Here is a 19198-nt window from a genome sequence, read left to right as displayed (position 1 = left end):
AGCAAACCATGTCGCGTTATCGCTTCTGCGTTATCCGGGTATTGCGCAACCAGCAGTGGTAAGCGGATGTGACTTGGCCTGCCTCGGACCGCCTCAGCAAGGTGCCCTCAGGAACCGGATGTTGGTGGCAGGCGGCGGGGTTGTTCGGATTCCGCAGCGAAGCTGTTCAGCTCGCTGATCACCCGGCGTGTCAGCTCGGCGCGTTTCTGTGTGCGCAGCACGTCCATGGCCTTGCCCAACCTGTTCAGCTCAAGGTCGTATTCCTCGGAACCCAGTTCATTGCGGGCGAGACGCTGATTGAGCTGGTCCCACAGTTGCTGGCGTCGCTCGTCAACCGCAACGTCCAGCGCGGCCATCTCTTGTGGGTGGAGATCTTGCAGGTAAGAGATCCAGTAGTCGCGCTCTGCCATGCTTACGGACAGCGCATCGGTGCCCTCTGCCTCAAGAATCGAGGCGCGGGTGTACTCCAGCAGTTCATCACTCAGCGGGACGTCATAAATCATCGACGCGGGCTGGCCCGGTAAATCGACACCGTCACCCCAGCCGCCCGTCAAACCGATGCGATATTTAAGGCGCACTTCCGCACGATCCATACCCAGACCGGCGGCTTCAGCCAGCGTCTCGACACGATCCAGGCGAAACAGTTGCCGCGACAGACGCAGCAGCGCCCGACCTCTGGACGCCATTCGATTCAACGGAATGTCACGCAATTGGTGATAGACCGCGACCCGCACTTCCAAATCACTGAATGTCAGAATCCGCCCGTCCGGGCAGGTGCCGTGGGTCTCGGCGCCCTGAAACAACAGTTGCCGCAGTTCGGTATTTTCCTCAGCGGCCTGCATGACACGCCAGACTCTTTGCGTCAGATCGCCTCGCACCAGCCTGTAGTCCTGCGTATCGAGCAACAAGCGCAGCAACTGGAAAAACCGCTCGTGATTCGGCTCTTGCGCCAATTGCGCCCAGAGCTCGGTTCTTGGCGCAACCCACTGCGGATCGCTGTCCACAAGCCACGGATCGCGTGAGCGTGGCGCGACATCGTTGGCTGGATCAAAAACTTTCTCGGCAGGAAATACCTGCGCATGGGGATCGTCGACAACGCCGCCAGCGTTATCGGTTGGAGCACCGTCTTCAGGAATCCCGAACAGATCACCGAACACCTGACGGTTGATCATCGTCTCAACCTGCGCGCGCGTCATACCCAGCACATGCGGTATGGCGCGCTCGCGGCTGTAACGCCTGAGGTCTTGCAATGCAGAAAGCGACAAATTGCGGTTTTCTGACAGATCCGAGCCTGCGATCAGACCCGAATGATCGCCATCGAAAAGCGCCGCGGGGATTTCCGCGATTGCGTTACCGCTGAGGTTCAGGGCCTGCAACCCGGGCGCCTGCAACACACCGTCAGGCCATTCGCTCAGTTGGTTGTAGCGCAGATCCAGAGACTCGATCACGCCATAATCGGGCGGATTGAAAACCCGAAGTTCGTTGTAACTCAAATCCAGCGTGCGCAGCCGCGCGTTGCCCAGCAAACGGTAAACACTCGTCGCACTGCGCAAGCTGCAATACTGCATGTCCAGGCGCGTGAGATGACGCATGTGCAGCACCGGCGCAGGCACCGCGCCCAATTCGTTACCACTCAGATACAAGGTCTCGAGGTCGGGAAAACCGTCGAGAAAACCCGCGCTCCCTTGCGCCGTGATCCCTGCACCGCTCAGATCGAGCGTCGTCACGCCCGGAAACTGCACCACAAGCGCCGGCAGTTCTCCGGTCTGCAATCCTGCCAATTCAAGCTCCAGACCGTCTCCGCCGGGGTGTCGGGTCAGGGTGTCGCGCCAGGTCTCGCTGATTCGCCGAGCCACCAACGCACGCACTTGCGCACTGACCAGGGCAGTGTTCGTTCGTACTTCCCTGGTATAGAGCCAATCGTTCAACTGACGGGTCAGCGCCTCGCAGCTCAGATGCCATTGGCTGATCTGCGCATCGATCTGAGCGTCATTCAAGGCCCGTGTTCGCAGCACCAGCAGACTACGTTGCGCCCGTTCGTGATTGAGGATCACCGCCAACCGCTGCAAATGCCCCGAAGCGCCTGAACTGACAGGCGCCGGCTGCGGGAGTGGCAGGAGCAGATCACTGAACGAACCGCCGGTTTCCAACGGCGGAAAATGCTCAGGCACCGGCTCTGCGGCGAAGCGTGACAACGTGCCCTGGCCCAACCCCCGCTGCTGCTCGATGCGCAGCAGCTCCGCGTGAAAAGCTGCCTCACCATCGGCACTGAAGGCGTTGCCCGACAGATTCGTCCTCATCAATGCGTCAGGATGCGCCAGCGCTTGCGGCGACAGGGACGCGATCCGGTTGTCTCGTAAATCGAGCCATGACAGCCGTGGCAGAGTTTCCGCCCCGGTGGGCCAGGCCAGCAAATCCGTCGATCTCAGATTCAAGGCCTCGAGCCCGCTCAAAGCCGTGGCATCGAGTCGCCCCAGCGGGTTATGACTCAGGTTCAGTCGTACCAGTTGGGGCAGCGCATTGAGTTGGCGCTGGACCATTGCCGTCACTGCGATTCTGTTACCGGACACGTCAAGCCGACGCAGCGCGGGCAATTCCTGGGCTGCAAAAGGGAGCTCGGTGAACGTACTTCCCCCCAGTTCAAGGGTTTCGATATGACTGAAGGCGCGAATAAAATCCCGCGCCTGGCCGGAGGGCACGTTCAGCCCTTCCAGACGCAGCGTGCGCACATGGGCGAAACTGCCGGCCGGCAACGAAGGAAGCTCGACACGGGTGGTGGCGCCGGGCAGCTCGACGAAGCTAAAGCGCTCAACGTCGGCAGACAGGCCATAGCGCTGACGAATCGCACCGTGCCAGCTGCTTTTCAACGTATGTAACAGGTCCGCGCTGGCCCCTGTCGACCAGCGCCGCGCGGGCGCTGCATAGCGTGATCCCTGGCGCGGGGATGGCGGATAAAACGCGGCGAAGATGGCCTCATGTTCGGCCCGAAGCTGCTCGATCGCCGCCACCCTTGCCGACGGTGTTGACCAGGCTGCATTGAATGCCTGCGGCAAAGGGTCGGCGCTATCCGGGGCGACGGCCATGCTATCGAGTTCGGCGCGGCAATAGTCACTGACCATCTGATGCACATCGAGCAAGTGGCCGCGCGGGCCGGAGTGGCGGCTGACAAACTCATAGGCCCGACGGAACGTCGCTGGGGTGACACGTGACCAATCCAGCGATAACCCGGCCCAGAGTCTGTCATGGCCGCTGTAGAGCGAGTCGGGCAAGGTTTCGATCAAGGTGTGCGTGAGGTCAAGGCGTCTGAGCTGCTGAAGTCGTTCAACGTATGCGGGCCACCGCCATAACGCGTGGGGCGCATCGATGCGTAATCTGCGCAGTCGTGTCAGCGATTGCAGGTCAAGACCATGCAAGGTGGTGGAATCGAATCCGTGATAGTCGATGCGCAGTTGCTCCAGCGAAGTCAGTCCACCCAGCCTTCGCGCAAAGCTTTCCGCGAGCAATGGCGCATCGGTAGAGAAACGCAGACGTCTCAGCCCGGGCAGCCGCTCAACCGCCTCTGGCAATGTGCTAAGCGGTCGGGTGACAGGTGTCTGGCCATAGCGCCTCAATTCACCGAGCCATAAATCGGTGACATTCGGGAACGCCGCCAGAAACCCGTCCGCATTGGCGTCGGTTATGCCGATGCCGGTGATGGCCAGTTCACGCACGTGGGGAAAGCCTGTACTCAGCTCGGGCAATGGCGTGTCGCAATGGATTGTCAGGCGGGCCGCCTCCGCCGCCTGCCCGTCCAGCGGACCATGACGCCATGTCTCTCGCAGTGTCTGTGCCAGTTGCGCCCTGTGCGTTGCAGTGCGGCTATCACTCGGCGCTGCCTGCCATCGCTCAAGTGCAACGTTCAACGCGTCCCAATCCTGGCGGCGAGATTCCAGTTCGAGCTGAATCAGCGTTTCACTCTGGCCGTGTTGCCGGGCGAGAAATGCCCGTGCCTGGCGCGACTCGGGGTATAGATGCGCAATGCGTGATTCGAGGGATGGATTGAGGCCTGTACCACGGCCACTGGCGTAATAACCCAGCAGTCGCGCGCCCACGCGTACCGGCGGTTTGAACCACTTTGCAGCTGGCGACAGCAATCGCGCAGCTTCGGCTCGATGACGGTGGGCCGATTCGATGATTTTCTGTTGCAGCTCACCATGGGCGTTGCCGACAGACAATCCGATTGATGAACGTGTGTCCTCAGGCAACGCGTGCATGAGCGAACTGTAAAAGCTGTCCTGGACCCTCAAGACTCTGTTCAATGCCTGGGCGTGGTCATTGAACGCTTGATAGAAAGGTCCGTTTTTCACCACATAGCGTCTAACCGGCGCCATCGGCTCGCCGATGCTGTCGAGCAAGGTGCCAGTCACGCTCCCCTCGCGAATTTCCAGACGTAGTGAGTGCGGCCAGCCAGACAATTGTTCAAGCGCGTGCAAAGCCAGTCGCCGACTGTCCGCCGACGCCAGGTTTTCGCTGTGCAAACCGGCAAATGCGCGGGCCTGGCGGCCATGGAGGACATGCCAGCGAGCCTCTTCCAGCATTCTCAAAGGGGAACGCCCGGTCGCATCCATTCGGGCCAGCTCGTGCGTCGAAGCATGCTCGATCACATCCTGAGCCGCCACGTCGCTGAGAGCGGGACATTCACGCTGCAACAGGCGCACGGGCGCACTCGGCGATTCGGTACCCCCCGATAAAGACTGTCAAAAATCGCCGGTTGACGCGTATAGGCGTACTCGGCGAGTTGTTTGCCGAACTCGTCGGGCCGTGCCGGGCGAAATTGGGCAGCCGTGCGTCCAAGCAGATAGTTGATTTCCTGCTCTTCCAACGCAGCCAGAATCCGCGCCGGCATTTCCCCGTTCAACACTTGCGAACGTGTCAGGCGGATAGCGGGCTTGAGGCCGAAACCGGGCAGCGTATTCTGCGCACCATAGCGGATGGTCGGCCCTGCTCCATGCGGATCAGCTGTCATCTCCAGAACCCGATCGGCAGGCCAACGGGGCATCTCGGTGACCAGCGGGACTGCATACAGGTAGTGCTCGTCGATGGGCCTGGCTCCGCGCAATTGCTCGACCATTTGCCTCGCCTGTGCATCGGCATCGAACAGGCGCATGGCGTCTCGCAGTTCAGGGGGCGGGGGCAACTGATTCAGATGCATCTTGCGCAGGGCGCCATCGCTGATACCGCTGATATCGGCCAGCGCCAGCAAGGTGTCATCGGAGTAACCATCGGTGAGGTGCCCGATGCGTCGCAGCAGGGTCAAGCGATCCCACGCCATGGGCTGTTCCAGGCTCAGGCGCCAGGCACCGTGGCCGTTATGGCTGAGCAACGGTTGGTAAGCCAGAGAATCGGTGGGATGTTTCAACCGCCAGTGCCCGCTGGAGCGGTCAAACGTCTGCTCATAGAGCCTGCCGCCCTGGCGCATCCAGGTTGTGCCGGCGACGCGGTACTGCCCCGCCGCGTCGGGCCGCGACAACTTGCCGGGGATGAGCGCTTGTTCATAGCCGCGCAAGGTCGGCCGCCACAGGCGCCTCTTGCCATCAGGCAGCGTCACCGGGTGCAGATCTTCGATCACCGGCTCCGGTTTAACGGCTGTCACCCGATTGAATGTTGCTCCTGCGGCGGCCATCGCACCGATCTGCGCAAGGTTTTCAGCAACGTCGACAAGATGCGCCCTGGCGGCGTGTTTATCCCCCTCGCTCCACTCGATCACGCCTTCGACAGTTTCGTAGAGCAACTGGGCCGTTATGACAACCAGCATGATTTCGCCCAGTACCGGAACGAACATGGACGCCATGTTCAGCGCCAGCAGACCAAATTGCAGCAGCCCGGACAGCTTGGCATCGCGCGCCTTGGCGTCGACGTCGGCGGTAGGTACCGCGTGACCACGAGCGTCGTTGATTAGCTTGTCACGATGTTTTTCGTACAAGTACGCCCAGAGGTCGCTATTCCCCGCCCACGGATATACCTGAAGGTGCGGCATCAACGAAACTGCCACGTAAGGATCGGTATCCGGGACCATTTTTTGATATTTCGGTGAAGTCTTCCAGATCTCTACAAAAATCAACGTTGTCTGCAGAATCTTGCGCCACGGTGACGACAGCCAATCCGATGCGCCGTCTGCAGACTTTACGAATTGGCTGAAGTAATACGCACGCTTCTCATATGGGAAGAACTGACTGAAGAATCGTTGATAGGACGTAGGGGCCGTGCTGTCCGCCTGTTGCGCATCGCGAGCACTCAGCAGGCGCTTGAAGGTGTCCTGCATTTGCGTGCCGGTATAGCGCTTGAGCGGGTGTTCCGGATCGTTGGGGACGTACAGAATTACCGCGTCGACCGGGCCATACTTTTGCGCGATCTTGAACACCACACATCCGACCAGCCGGTGCCGCATCAAGCCCAGGTCTTGAAACCACACCTGCTTGTCGCCGATTCGCGGGTGCCTTTCGCCGTTGATCACCGTGAGGATCATCGCGTGATCTTCAGGTTGAATATCCTTGGTCAACAGTGCGCGCTCGGCTGCCGCGCGCATGGCCGTTTTCTGGCTGGCGACGAAGTGCCGGCGCAACTTCGCTTCCGCGGCCGGATCGACCGGATGGAAAAACCTTGTCAGATAAGCCTGGTACCGGGCACCGATATCCAGTTCGCGGCACAGGTTCAGGTAGTTCCTGACCGACACATTCACCGGAACAGCCTTGAGGGCACCTTTTACGGCGGTCGCGGTTGCGAAGCCAGAGCTGCTGTGAAAGGCGCCATAAGCACACTCATCACTTTCGAAGTTGTGCAAAGCGGCCTGGAGCATCGGCAGCGTCAGTGCCTCGAATGAACCGATTTCCTCGCCGAGAATGCCAGCGAGTATCGGTCGCCTGAGACACAACAGCGTGTTATCCAGATCCACGGCGACCTGATAGCGGTGTTTCAGCGCCTGCGCCAGTAGCGGCCGGGCGAAGGTTTCGATGTCTTTGAAGGTGGACATGGAGCGGTCCAGCCTCGTCTGAGCAATAAAACTCATCCTGTAGCTGGTATTGACCACCTGACGCTGGGCCGGCGTCGCCTGCGTGTACCAGCGCGGGAACACTGTCTGCGCCTGCTTGAGCTCGGTTTTCCTGTGCACCGGCGCCTGAATCAGCCAATGCGGCATCACGGATTCGAGCCAGGGTGCGTGGATGCTCTCGGACGCCGCAGGTTTGAGGGGGCGCTCGGTTACGGTCGAAACGTCTGAATCGGTGGACATACATCGCTCCTGTAAATGGAGCGACAGCACATCACTGACGCCGCGCTGTCCGGCGGTACATGGCTATATCCCGTGCGCAAAAGTTGTAACGCGGCATCCGTGACCACAGCGATTGACTATGCTTCGGGGGACGATTTTTCGCAGAGGGATTTATGGACGATCCAGTCGACAACAAACCGCCGAGTTTCTGGCAGATGCTGCACAGCGTCATGGCAGCGGCGTTCGGCGTGCAAAGCGGCAAGAACCGGGAAAGGGACTTTACCCACGGCAAACCCAGCCACTTCTTGATTCTCGGCGTCTTGTTTACAGCCGTGTTTGGCCTGACGCTGTTTGCCATCGTCAAACTGGTGTTGTATCTGGCCGGGGTATGATGGCGCCAGGCCGGGCACCGACTCGAGCTATCCGGGCCCTGAAAGAAAGGCCCGGAACGCTGATTTACTGATGGCTGACCCAGAAGACCGCTGTTCCTACAACGAGAATGATCAGGAACAAAATGGCCCACGCATCGACGCTACTGTCGCTTTTCCTGGCTTTGGTCGGGTTGCTCATTGCATCGCCTCTTGTCGGTTTTATCGGTGATTGCACAAAGACTCGATCACAGTTAAGACGATGATTGTCCGCACGACAAATGTGGATTAGATGACCGGCATTCGCGTTAGGCGATTTGGTTCTTTACATATACTCAAACATCACTTTTGCGCATAACTGCAAACGGGTATATTGCCCCGGCTCCGTGACGGAGTGCGCGGCCGTGCGCGCAGAATTGCAGAGGCAACATCGGACTCCAGCAAGCGAAAACGCAGCGTTTTCCGAGTAGCCCAAGCCTGAGAACAGGACTTATATGTACGTATACGACGAGTACGATCAGCGGATCATCGAGGACCGCGTCAAGCAGTTCCGTGATCAGACCCGACGCTATCTGGCAGGTGAGCTGAGCGAAGAAGAATTCCGCCCCCTGCGCCTGCAAAATGGCCTGTACATCCAGCGTTTCGCGCCGATGTTGCGCGTGGCGGTGCCTTACGGCCAGCTCACTTCGCGCCAGGTGCGCATGATGGCCAAAATCGCCCGCGACTACGACAAGGGCTATGCCCACATCAGTACGCGGCAGAACGTGCAGTTCAACTGGCCTGCGGTGGAAGACATCCCGGACATCCTCGCTGAACTCGCGACCGTGCAGATGCACGCGATCCAGACCAGCGGCAACTGCCTGCGCAACGTCACCACCGACCAGTTTGCCGGCGTCGCCGCCGATGAAGTGATCGATCCACGGCCATGGTGCGAAATCGTCCGTCAGTGGACAACGTTCCACCCGGAATTCGCTTACCTGCCGCGCAAGTTCAAGATCGCCGTCAACGGCTCGACCAGCGACCGTGCTGCCATTGAAGTCCACGACATCGGCCTGGAACCTGTCTACAACGCTGCTGGCGAGCTGGGTTTCCGCGTGCTGGTTGGCGGCGGCCTCGGGCGTACGCCGGTGGTAGGCGCATTCATCAACGAATTCCTGCCATGGCAGGACCTGTTGAGCTACCTCGACGCCATCCTGCGTGTGTACAACCGCTACGGCCGTCGCGACAACAAATACAAGGCGCGGATCAAGATCCTCGTCAAGGCGCTCACGCCTGAAGTGTTCGCGCAGAAAGTCGATGCGGAAATGGAGCACCTGCGCGGTGGCCAGACCACGCTGACCGAAGCCGAACTGCATCGCGTCGCCAAGCATTTCGTCGACCCGGACTACAAAACCCTCGACAACCAGACTGCGCAACTGGCCGATCTGGACCAAGAACATCCGGGTTTCGCCCGCTGGCGCAGCCGCAACACCCTGGCGCACAAGAAGCCGGGCTATGTGGCTGTGACGCTGTCGTTGAAGCCGACCGGCGTTGCCCCTGGCGACATCACCGACAAGCAACTCGACGCCGTCGCCGATCTGGCCGAGCGCTACAGTTTCGGTCAACTGCGCACTTCCCACGAGCAGAACATCATTCTTGCCGATGTCGAGCAGAGCCAGTTGTTCACCCTGTGGGGCGAGTTGCGTGAAGGCGGTTTTGCCACGCCGAACATCGGTCTGCTGACCGACATCATCTGCTGCCCGGGCGGTGACTTCTGCTCGCTGGCCAACGCCAAGTCGATCCCGATTGCCGAATCGATCCAGCGTCGCTTCGATGATCTGGACTACCTGTTCGACATCGGCGAGCTGGACCTGAACATCTCCGGTTGCATGAACGCCTGCGGTCACCACCACGTTGGCCACATCGGCATTCTCGGCGTGGACAAGAAAGGCGAAGAATTCTATCAGGTCTCCCTCGGCGGCAGCGCCAGCCGTGATGCGAGCCTGGGCAAGATCCTCGGCCCGTCCTTCGCACAGGAAGCCATGCCTGACGTGATCTCGAAGCTGATCGACGTGTACGTTGAACAACGCACCGAAGACGAGCGCTTCATCGACACTTATCAGCGTATTGGCATCGACCTCTTCAAGGAACGCGTCTATGCAGCGAATCATTAAGAACAACGAAGTCGTCGACGAAACCTGGCACCTGTTGCCGAAGGATTTCAACATCGATGAAATCAGCAACTGCGACGACCTGATCGTGCCGCTGCAACTGTGGCGCGAACACAGCCGCATGCTCCTGGCCCGCGACGGTGGTCTGGGTGTGTGGCTGGATGCTGATGAAGAGGCCGAGGAAATCGGTGAGGACGTCGCCAAGTTTCAGGTGATCGCCTTGAACTTCCCGGCGTTTACCGACGGCCGTAACTACTCCAATGCCCGTCTGCTGCGTGACCGTTATGGTTTCAAAGGCGAGCTGCGTGCGATTGGCGATGTACTGCGGGACCAATTGTTCTACATGCATCGCTGCGGTTTCGACGCCTTTGCCATTCGCGCGGACAAAGACCCGTACGAAGCACTGGAAGGCCTCAAGGACTTCTCGGTGACTTACCAGGCTGCCGCTGACGAACCACTGCCGCTGTTCCGTCGCCGCTAAGCGTCGGACGTTTGTTGCAGACACAAAAACGCCGGTCATGTGACCGGCGTTTTTTTATGCCTGCGGTTTACCAGAAGCGTTGCTGGGTAAGACGGCTCCACCAGCTCAACAACACGCGGTCCACCGAACCGCTGGCGGCCATGCCGATGCGTTCCTGCAGGCTTTTGCGCTCGGCGTAGTGCAGATGATAGACCTCGGCCTGTTTGGCCTTCTGTGCCAGGTATTCATCGCTGGTCTTCAGTTCGTCCACCAGTTGGTTTTCCAGCGCAGCGATACCGAGCCACACCTCACCGGTAGCCACCTCATCGATCGCCAGTTGCGGGCGATAACGGGCGACGAAGTTTTTGAACAAGCGATGGGTAATGTCGAGGTCTTCCTGAAACTTCTCGCGACCCTTTTCGGTGTTTTCACCAAACACGGTCAGGGTGCGCTTGTACTCACCGGCGGTGAGCACTTCGAAATCGATATCGTGCTTCTTCAAAAGGCGATTGACGTTGGGCAATTGCGCGACCACGCCGATCGAACCGAGGATGGCGAACGGAGCGCTGATGATCTTGTCGCCGATGCACGCCATCATGTAACCGCCGCTGGCCGCGACCTTGTCGATGCACACGGTCAGTGGCACGCCCGCATCACGGATTCGAGCCAGCTGCGACGACGCCAGACCGTAGCTGTGCACCATGCCGCCGCCACTTTCCAGACGCAGAACCACTTCGTCTTTCGGCGTGGCCAGGGTCAGCAGCGCGGTGATCTCGTGGCGCAGGCTTTCCGTGGCGGAAGCCTTGATATCGCCGTCGAAGTCGAGCACGAACACCCGGGATTTGGTCTCAGGCTTGTTCTTCTGTTTCTTCGCGCTTTTTTCTGTTTTCGCTTCGCCCTTGCGCAATGCCTTGAGCTGATCCTTGTCGAGCAGGGTCTGCTCCAGGCGTTCACGCAGGCCCTTGTAGAAATCGTTGAGCTTGCTTACCTGCAACTGGCCCGCCGATTTGCGTCGGCCCTTGCTGCGCAATGCAGCAAAACTGGCAAGCACCACCAGAATGGCGATCACCAGCGTGACGGTCTTGGCCAGGAAGCTGGCGTATTCGGTGAAAAAATCCACAGAGACTCCTCAAAGCAATGCGTGACGGTGTATTACACGCGGAATGGCTCCAGCATACCCATGCGCCGGCTCATCGGCCAGCCGTGAAACCTCTGGCAACACGCCTGTAACGGGCATTTCAAACAAGCGTATGTTTTTTCATTGACAGCCTTACGCCATCCTCATAACCTCGCCTGACCTTCAACGTACCGGGACGACGCGGACGTGGGCAGCATCTACTTGATACGACATGGCCAGGCCTCCTTTGGTGCAGACGATTACGACGTCCTGTCGCCGACCGGTGTGCGTCAGGCAGAAATCCTCGGCCAGCACCTCGCCGACCTCGGTATCAGCTTCGATCGTTGCCTCGCCGGTGACCTGCGTCGTCAACAGCACACGGCCACCAGTGCACTGGAGCAATTCAGCGCCAGAGGCCTGCCGGTTCCAGTCCTCGAGACCGATTCCGCCTTCAACGAATTCGATGCCGATGCGGTGATCCGCGCTCTGCTCCCGGCCATGTTGCCGGAAGAGCCGGAAGCCCTCGACATCCTGCGCAACGCCGCGCAGAACCGCGGTGAATTCCAGCGCATCTTCGCCCTGATCGTCGAGCGCTGGCTTGCCGGTACCTACGACACACCCGGACTGGAAAGCTGGCTGGGTTTCGTCGAACGGGTTCAAGCCGGGCTGCACCGCATCCTCGACCTGGCGGAAAAAAACCAGAAAATCGCCGTGTTTACCTCCGGCGGTACCATCACTGCCCTGCTCCACCTGATTACGCAAATGCCTGCCAGACAGGCCTTTGAATTGAACTGGCAAATCGTCAACACCTCGCTCAACCAATTGAAGTTTCGTGGTCGCGAGGTGGCTCTGGCTTCCTTCAACAGTCACGCACACCTGCAACTGCTGAAGGCCCCGGAACTCATCACTTTTCGCTGAGTCCGGCTTACTGTGACCCTGGCTGTAACCACCCAGCTCCCATGACCAAGAAAGGATCGAACCATGACCTCCGTAGCTGATGCCGTAAAAGCAATGCAAGCCAAGTTCAACCCAGCCGCCGCTGCCGGTCTGGACCTGGTCTTCGGTTTCAACATCACCGACGAAGACAAGCAATACGCACTGATCGTCAAAGACGGCACCTGCGAAATTCAGGAAGGTGAAAACCCGGACGCCAACTGCACGCTGGTGCTGGACAGCCAGACCCTGAAAGACATCGTCAGCGGCGAAACCGACGGCATGCAGGCCTTCATGGGCGGCAAGCTGCGCGTTGAAGGCGACATGATGCTGTCGATGAAACTGTCCGAGCTGTTCCCTTCGTAAGAAGCAGCCTGGTTCAAACGAATCCCGTCCTTGTGACGGGATTTGTCGTTCATGCAGGAGATCAGCGCAGGGCTCGGCTTCGCGCTCCGCTCCCGGAGGTACGATCAACCCTCCTGCAACAACCGCGTATCCAGCCCAAACCGCTCTTGCGAAACCATCCTGAACTGCCCCTCCGCCAGATCGCAACTCACCAGCAAATTCCACGAGTGTCGGGTGGCCACCGAAGGCACCAGAACAAATGGATGTTCAGCCAACAGTGCATCGGCAAACTTTCGCTGGTTGGGTGAGGTTTTGATCGGGGTGAGCCAATGCGGATTAGGCACATCTTCCGGTTGCACGATTCTGACGCTGGCGTCGTGGGTGATTTCAAAACAGGTCAAGACATAGGGTTCCTGATCAAGCGCATCGAAGCTGCCATGGGCGGCCACCTCCAGTATCGCCGTGGAGGGGTCGACCGACGCATAAACGACTCTGCGGCCGGGCGTATTCCAGCGGCCGCCGTCCCGTTTCGATCCAAGGCCGCTGTCCCAGGTCTCGCTGTACACCTCGCGATCCAGCCGCCAGGCGTACCAGCGATCATCCCAGGGCAAGGGGTTCATTGATAAACCCCGTATTTGATCTGGTTCAGATACTCCTCCACCATCCTGAAGCCCAGCGCATGTCCAACCAGATCGAGCGGCACATAACCGTAGAAGTAAGTAGCGCGTTGCTCCAGCCATGATTCGGCCTTGGCCTGACGCCCGAATACTTCGATGGCCAGTTCCAGCGCAGCGGCATATTGGTAGGCGATGACGCTCTGCGGCGTGTCCAGGCGCACCGACGCGCCTTCCTTGAGCAGGCGTCGCACGGTTCTCACGGATTTACCGGTGATACGTTTGACCATCTCTCCCTGTTGGTACAGCTCGGAGGTTGCGATCATGTTCACTACATCAAGCAGCTCAAATCCTTCGCTTGTGCAGCGCAGGATGAGCATCGGATCGTCGCCGGTATCCTGCCCACGCAACAGCAACTCCAGAGGTTTGCCCTCGAGCTTCTTCAAGCCCGTGAGCCGGGGCACTTTGGCGCTCGGCATGGCAACGTCCTCCGAGGGACACCTGGCGCGATCGTCGCGCCAGTAATGGCGAGGCGAGTAAGCAGGCGTATGGCTTTCAATCAGTGGGATTCGCATAGTCCATCCTTTGTCCGGGTCCAGAGCGATCTGTGCGCTCGATGACTTCAATGTCAGGACTGATCCTATAGACCCGGCGTCCGACGACCAACCTGAAAAAGTCGTCAGAAATATCCCCAAATTTGATCAAAACGCTCCTGTTTCCGTAGGACTCAAACGCAATTTTCAGCGGTTCAATCCGTTGCTGCTTTCAGGTTGGGGAGAGAGCCTTTTGACTTACAATGCGCTCCACCTCCAGACACCGGCCCTGCCCCATGGACATCGACCTCGCTCGCACTTTCCTCGAAATCGTCCGTCACGGCAGTCTCGCCGCCGCTGCGCAGAAGCTGTTCGTCACGCAGACCGCCATCACCGCGCGGGTGCAGAAACTCGAAAGCCAGTTGGGCAGTACGCTGTTCGTGCGCAATCGCGCCGGGGCGAAGTTGACGGCCAATGGCGAAGCGTTCGTGATCTACGCCAATCAACTGGTGCAGACCTGGGAAGCCGCGCGCCGCGACTTGCCGCTGCCCGAGGGTTATCACAACGTTCTGCACATCGGTGGCGAGGTCAGCCTGTGCAACCCGTTGATGCTCAGTTGGGCGGCGGAACTTCGGGAGAAAATCCCCGGCCACGCACTGCGCATGGAAATCCGCGATGGCGAAAATCTGTTGCGTCAGCTCGAACTCGGTGTGCTCGATGCGGCGCTGGTTTATCAACCGGAATACTGGCCGGGTCTGCAGGTCGAGCAAGTGCTGGAGGAAAAACTGATTCTGGTGCGCGCCCCCGAGCGTCCTGAGCCTTACGTCTACATCGACTGGGGCCCGGATTTCCGCCGTCAGCACGACGCCGCCCTGCCGGAAAAAGCCAAAGCCGCGCTGAGCTTCAACCTTGGCCCGCTGGCCCTGCAATACATCCTCGAACATGGTGGCAGCGGCTATTTCCGCACTCGGGTTGTGCGCACTTACCTGGAGACCGGCGCCCTGGAAGCCGTCACCAAAGCGCCGGAATTCGGTTATCCGACCTATCTGGTGTATTCCCGTGATCGCGACTCGGCAGTGCTGCAGCAGGCCTTCGATCTGTTGCGCGAAGTGATCCGCACCGATGACGACTGGTCACAGCGCTGGAATCCGTTGAGCTGACGGACAGCCTCAGTCCAGAGCATGGCGCTTAAGGCCGCAAGGTTCGCGCTGCACAAGTCAGCGGATCGGCTAATCTGCCGGGTATAACAACAATACCCGCAGGTGAAACGCATTGAGGCAGACCACCGAGGCATTCCGCAGCCGCTACCGGGCGGCCATTCATCCTTTGTACAACCCATGGCTGCATGGCGCGTTCGTTTTGCTGTTCGGGATTTTCGCCGTCGCTGCGTTCTGGCGCACAGTGCATTCAGTGAGCTGGCTGGAATGGCTGACCGTGCCGCTGAGCCTGTTGTTGTTCAACTTCGGCGTGTACATGGTCCATCGTCATCTGGGCCATCACAAAAAAGCCTTCGCAAAGATGTTCTACGCACGGCATGCCGGCGATCATCACAGCTTCTTCACCCCCGGTCACATGACCTACGACAGCGCGCGGGACTGGCGGGTGATTCTGTTTCCAGCCTGGCTAATCGTCATTCATACGCTATTGATCACCCTGCCGCTGTGGTGGCTGCTCGCGCAGGTCAACGCCAATGTCGCCGGGCTGTTTGCCGGGTGCATGGTGCTCGGTTATCTACTCTATGAGGTGTTCCATGCCTGTGAACATCTGCCACCGCAAAATCCGTTGACCCGCTTGCCATGGATCCGCCAGATGCGCCGTCTGCACGAACTGCATCACCGCCGCGAGCGCATGCAGGAGCGCAATTTCAACATCGTTCTGCCCTTGATGGACTACCTGTTCGGCACGCTGTACCGCGAGCCGGAACCCGCCCCTTTGAGTGATTCGCAAATGCCCATGACGCGCATGCAGCACCAGATCGATATCGCCGGCGAGCCGGTCGCTGTGCTGGCCTATGCCGCCAGCGCCAGCTACTGGCCGGACTGGCATCCCTCCTCATTGAAGATTGACGGTCCGCACGGTCCACTGCATGCCGGTGCGCGTTTCGAAGAGGACATCCATGCCGGCGGACGTGCCGGTCACTTGCGCTGGGAAGTCACTGAATACCTGCCGGGCCGGCGCTGGTGCGCACGCGCGCAAAGTGATCAGGGTCTGTCCTTGCGTTTGACTTACGAGTCCTCGGCGGAGGCTGGCGGCACGCGTTTCGTGCGCACACTGGAATATCGCTTCGACGGCTTGCTCATGCGTCTGGCCAATCGCCTGTTGCTCAAGCGGCGTATCGAGCGCGAGTCTGCCGCGTCCATGCTTGCCCTGCGCGACACAACCGCACAGTACATCGGCGCGGCGAGGGCACGCGCGTGAAATTAGGTTATGTGCTGTGCCTGCTGATCGCTCTGGTCATCGCCTTCTTGTTGTTGCTGCCGACCAAGGTCCAACCGGTCGCCTGGACACCATCACCGGCGCCCTCCTTGAAAGATGGCATCTACGCGGACAACCAGCGCCTCAAAGCTGTGGCGAAGGTCGGGCCGAGCGACATCGAAGGGCCTGAGGCGCTGCTGCTGGAAGACGAATTTCTCATCACCGGATTGCATGACGGAAGGCTGATCCGCAGCAGCCTCGACGGCACGCAGCGCAAGGTCCTCGCCGACACCGGTGGCCGTCCATTGGGCCTGGCCCGTCATCCGAACGGCATGCTGGTGATCGCCGATGCGATCAAGGGTTTGCTGTCGCTGGATGCACAGGGCCGCGTGATCCCCTTGACCACCGAGGCCAACGGCGTGCCATTTGGATTTACCGATGATGTGGCGGTCGACAAGTCAGGCCACTACGCCTACTTCAGCGATGCCTCGAGCCGCTGGGGCTATGGCCATGACGGTGAGGCGATCATCGAGCACGGCGCCGACGGCCGTTTGCTGCGTTACGACTTTCAGAGCGGCAAGACCAGCGTCTTGCTCGACAAGTTGCAGTTCGCCAACGGCGTCACCCTTGGCCCCGACGAAGCCTATGTGCTGGTAAATGAAACCGGTGCTTATCGCATCAGCCGCTACTGGCTGAGCGGGCCGAAGGCCGGTACCCATGATGTGTTCATCGACAACTTGCCGGGGCTTCCGGACAACCTCTCGTTCAATGGCAGCAATCGCTTTTGGGTAGCGTTGTACGCGCCGCGCAACGCGTTACTCGATGGCACCGCGCAGCACCCGTTCGTACGCAAGATGATCGTGCGGGCGTTGACGGTTTTGCCCAAGCCTGTCGAAAAGCGTGGGTTTGTGCTGGGACTGGATCTGGACGGCAAGGTGATTGCCAATCTGCAGGACGCGAGCGAAGGCAATTATTCGCCGATTACCACGGTGCGCGAATATGGGCAGTGGTTGTATTTCGGCTCGTTGAAGGCGAGGCATATGGGGCGGATGGGGTTGGATGCGGCGCTGAAGTAAAACAGCAAAATTTTCACCTTATGGACCGACGCTATCGCTGGCAAGCCAGCTCCCACAGTGTCCGTGTGAACTCCAAATATGTGTTCACCAGATGAACCTGTGGGAGCTGGCTTGCCAGCGATAGCGGTCTGTCAGTTGCCGGACCGGTCGAACTTCTCCGGATCTTCATCCTCCGGCAGTTCTTTCACGGTTTTTTCCGGATGCGCTGTGGTATGCGCCGGGCTGTTGGGTTCAGGGCGGGTCGGAATCGGGTCGAAGCCGCCCTGCTCCTCACTGGGGAATTTCGGATCGTTCATGAGGCACCTCGCAACGAGTCGATGGTTTGCAGACTCTGCACATTGGAGGTGCCGCGGGGGTCGCCGTTCCCTTCGGATGGCGACCACGGGTCAGGTAATTACTGACCGGTCAGCGGCTGCCCGGCCAACCGGGCGACGATCTGCTCCTTGACGATCACGCGCTTCTCTTTGAGCTTCTTCAATTCGTCGTCACTGGGGGCGTCTGACTGGGCGTTCTCGGCCTCGACCACTTCAGCATCCACCTCGAAATACTTGTTGAGCAGCGAATCCAGCTTCGCATCCTCGGAGCGTTTTTGCTCGATCTCTTCCTTTTTGCAGCCCAGGTCCTGATACAGATCATGTGAAACCGGCATGAAACACCTCCATCAAATTGATCGACAACCAGCGCGACCGATGCGCTGACTCGTTATCAGCATGGCCTTGCGCAATGGCTTCTGTCGACACCCTGTCAGACCAGCGGTTGCCGTTCGTCGCCCTGTCGTAAATGCGATAAAACCTTTGGCTTGTGCCTTCGCTCCATTGGATAACGCTCACAAAAACCTGCGTGGAGACACCCAATGGACGGATTCAACCTGCGTCATCTCGCTCTGGCTGTTGCACTGTCTGCCGGCATGGGCAGCGCCTTTGCCGCGACCGACAATGACTTTGTCGATAACGCCGCCGCCGGTGGCATCGCTGAAATCGAAACCAGCCGCCTGGCTCTGGAAAAAAGCCAGTCAGCTGACATCAAAGCCTTTGCCAACCAGATGATCACCGATCACAGCAAAGCCAACGATGAACTGGCAGCAATTGCCAAGGCCAACGACATCGAAGTCCCGGACACCACCACCCTGGTCAAACAGGCCAAGGAAAAGATTCTCGACATGCGCGATGAATCCTTCGATGCGGCCTACGCCAACAACCAGGTCAAGGCTCACGAAGAAACCATCGAGCTGTTCAAGAAACAGGCAAACACCGTGACCGATGACAAGGCCAAAGGCGCCACTGAACTGAAAGCGTTCGCGCAGAAGATGCTGCCAGCGCTGGAAAAACACCTGGCCCACGCCAAAGAGCTGCAAGCCAAACATCCGAGCAAGTAACCGCCCGGCAATAAAAAGGCCGCATCCTTCGATGCGGCCTTTTTGCGTTTCAGCGATCAACCGCCATCGGTGTCGATATCGGCGTCGGTGCTCTCGCCGGGTTCAGGACGGTCCGGGTCAGGCTTGAAACCGGGGCTGAAGTCGTTGCTGTTGTCACTGTGATGCTGCTTCTGATCGACCTCGGCAGCCGCGCTGTCCGCCTGTCCTTGTTCAGCCGGCGCAGGGGTATTTTGTCCCGGTGTCTGCGGGTCGATGGCCGGGTCGTTGCGGTTAATTGACTCTGAGGACTGATTTTGCTGTTGCGGCGCTTGCTCGTTCATATCCACCTCATTCATAGTCCTGCCTCCTTCTTCCAGCACGACTGGAAAACGTCGGGCATGCAGATTCGAAGCCTGACGCCGCAGATTCGTTCAAAAGATCGCTGCCTGTTGCCACGCCGACTAGAGTTACCGGGGCCTTCGACGCGGCAGGCAGAAAAATTCGCCGCTGGGTGAACAACTATTTCAAGCGGCAAATGTCAGTCAATTCGCGCCGGTCATTTCGCTGAGCCGGCACCATTACGTAAC

General features: G+C 59.3%; 17 protein-coding genes. 9 read left to right on the top strand and 8 right to left on the bottom strand.

What is annotated here, in order from left to right:
* Nucleotides 1-107: 107 nt before the first annotated feature.
* Nucleotides 108-4697, bottom strand: a complete 4590-nt coding sequence (locus OK411_RS13115; RefSeq protein ID WP_264365056.1) for an NEL-type E3 ubiquitin ligase domain-containing protein — start codon at nt 4695-4697, stop codon at nt 108-110.
* Nucleotides 4640-7267, bottom strand: coding sequence for a dermonecrotic toxin domain-containing protein (locus OK411_RS13110; RefSeq protein WP_264365055.1), 2628 nt, complete (start codon nt 7265-7267; stop codon nt 4640-4642). Before OK411_RS13110 ends, OK411_RS13115 begins: the two co-directional genes overlap by 58 nt.
* Nucleotides 7268-7419: 152 nt before the next feature.
* On the opposite strand from OK411_RS13110, the gene OK411_RS13105 reads away from it, so the two are divergent.
* The 3 genes from OK411_RS13105 to OK411_RS13095 all read left to right on the top strand — a co-directional run bounded on the left by OK411_RS13105 (nt 7420) and on the right by OK411_RS13095 (nt 10245).
* Nucleotides 7420-7638 (top strand): DUF2970 domain-containing protein, encoded by a 219-nt coding sequence (locus OK411_RS13105; protein ID WP_264365054.1) that lies wholly within the window; start codon nt 7420-7422, stop codon nt 7636-7638.
* Between the two features lie 470 nt (nt 7639-8108).
* Nucleotides 8109-9767 carry a nitrite/sulfite reductase gene (locus OK411_RS13100; RefSeq protein WP_024012729.1) on the top strand — a complete coding sequence of 553 codons (1659 nt, stop codon included), beginning with the start codon at nt 8109-8111 and terminating at the stop codon, nt 9765-9767.
* The gene (locus OK411_RS13095; protein ID WP_016774480.1) at nt 9751-10245 is read left to right on the top strand and encodes a DUF934 domain-containing protein; all 495 of its coding nucleotides are present in this window, start codon (nt 9751-9753) and stop codon (nt 10243-10245) included. The genes OK411_RS13100 and OK411_RS13095 overlap by 17 nt, the downstream gene beginning before the upstream one ends.
* A 67-nt stretch (nt 10246-10312) precedes the next feature.
* On the opposite strand, the gene sohB is transcribed toward OK411_RS13095, so the two are convergent.
* The gene (sohB, locus tag OK411_RS13090) at nt 10313-11344 is read right to left on the bottom strand and encodes a protease SohB (protein WP_016774479.1); all 1032 of its coding nucleotides are present in this window, start codon (nt 11342-11344) and stop codon (nt 10313-10315) included.
* 204 nt (nt 11345-11548) lie between these two features.
* Here sohB and OK411_RS13085 point away from each other — a divergent pair, with 204 nt between their 5' ends.
* Both OK411_RS13085 and OK411_RS13080 read left to right on the top strand, forming a co-directional pair.
* The gene (locus tag OK411_RS13085; protein ID WP_016774478.1) at nt 11549-12259 is read left to right on the top strand and encodes a histidine phosphatase family protein; all 711 of its coding nucleotides are present in this window, start codon (nt 11549-11551) and stop codon (nt 12257-12259) included.
* A gap of 63 nt (nt 12260-12322) precedes the next feature.
* Complete coding sequence (locus OK411_RS13080) at nt 12323-12640, top strand: SCP2 sterol-binding domain-containing protein (RefSeq protein WP_024012726.1); 318 nt, start codon at nt 12323-12325, stop codon at nt 12638-12640.
* Between the two features lie 104 nt (nt 12641-12744).
* Here OK411_RS13080 and OK411_RS13075 read toward each other — a convergent pair whose 3' ends face one another.
* Both OK411_RS13075 and OK411_RS13070 read right to left on the bottom strand, forming a co-directional pair.
* Nucleotides 12745-13239 carry an RES family NAD+ phosphorylase gene (locus OK411_RS13075; RefSeq protein WP_016774476.1) on the bottom strand — a complete coding sequence of 165 codons (495 nt, stop codon included), beginning with the start codon at nt 13237-13239 and terminating at the stop codon, nt 12745-12747.
* A complete protein-coding gene (locus OK411_RS13070; protein ID WP_016774475.1) occupies nt 13236-13808 on the bottom strand; it encodes an antitoxin Xre/MbcA/ParS toxin-binding domain-containing protein in 573 nt (190 codons plus the stop codon). The genes OK411_RS13075 and OK411_RS13070 overlap by 4 nt, the downstream gene beginning before the upstream one ends.
* A 254-nt stretch (nt 13809-14062) precedes the next feature.
* On the opposite strand from OK411_RS13070, the gene OK411_RS13065 reads away from it, so the two are divergent.
* The 3 genes from OK411_RS13065 (at nt 14063) to OK411_RS13055 (ending at nt 17257) form a co-directional block, all read left to right on the top strand.
* Complete coding sequence (locus OK411_RS13065) at nt 14063-14926, top strand: LysR family transcriptional regulator (RefSeq protein WP_024012724.1); 864 nt, start codon at nt 14063-14065, stop codon at nt 14924-14926.
* 112 nt (nt 14927-15038) lie between these two features.
* Nucleotides 15039-16184: a sterol desaturase/SRPBCC family protein gene (locus OK411_RS13060; protein WP_264365053.1), complete on the top strand. Its 1146-nt coding sequence runs from the start codon at nt 15039-15041 to the stop codon at nt 16182-16184.
* Nucleotides 16181-17257, top strand: a complete 1077-nt coding sequence (locus OK411_RS13055) for an SMP-30/gluconolactonase/LRE family protein (protein WP_264365052.1) — start codon at nt 16181-16183, stop codon at nt 17255-17257. The genes OK411_RS13060 and OK411_RS13055 overlap by 4 nt, the downstream gene beginning before the upstream one ends.
* A 131-nt stretch (nt 17258-17388) precedes the next feature.
* Here the strand turns inward: OK411_RS13055 and OK411_RS13050 are convergent, their stop codons facing one another.
* Nucleotides 17389-17553: a hypothetical protein gene (locus tag OK411_RS13050; RefSeq protein WP_016774471.1), complete on the bottom strand. Its 165-nt coding sequence runs from the start codon at nt 17551-17553 to the stop codon at nt 17389-17391.
* Between the two features lie 98 nt (nt 17554-17651).
* On the bottom strand, nt 17652-17906 hold the full coding sequence (locus OK411_RS13045) for a DUF465 domain-containing protein (RefSeq protein WP_016774470.1): 255 nt from the start codon (nt 17904-17906) through the stop codon (nt 17652-17654).
* A 204-nt stretch (nt 17907-18110) separates the two neighbouring features.
* Here OK411_RS13045 and OK411_RS13040 point away from each other — a divergent pair, with 204 nt between their 5' ends.
* A complete protein-coding gene (locus tag OK411_RS13040; RefSeq protein ID WP_016774469.1) occupies nt 18111-18632 on the top strand; it encodes a DUF4142 domain-containing protein in 522 nt (173 codons plus the stop codon).
* A gap of 56 nt (nt 18633-18688) precedes the next feature.
* On the opposite strand, the gene OK411_RS13035 is transcribed toward OK411_RS13040, so the two are convergent.
* Nucleotides 18689-18952 (bottom strand): hypothetical protein, encoded by a 264-nt coding sequence (locus OK411_RS13035; RefSeq protein WP_051600699.1) that lies wholly within the window; start codon nt 18950-18952, stop codon nt 18689-18691.
* Nucleotides 18953-19198 lie beyond the last annotated feature (246 nt).

The sequence above is a fragment of the Pseudomonas sp. RG1 genome (assembly GCF_025910115.1).
In the GTDB taxonomy this organism is placed as follows: Bacteria; Pseudomonadota; Gammaproteobacteria; order Pseudomonadales; family Pseudomonadaceae; genus Aquipseudomonas; species Aquipseudomonas atacamensis.
This window is presented reverse-complemented; position numbering and strand designations above follow the sequence as displayed.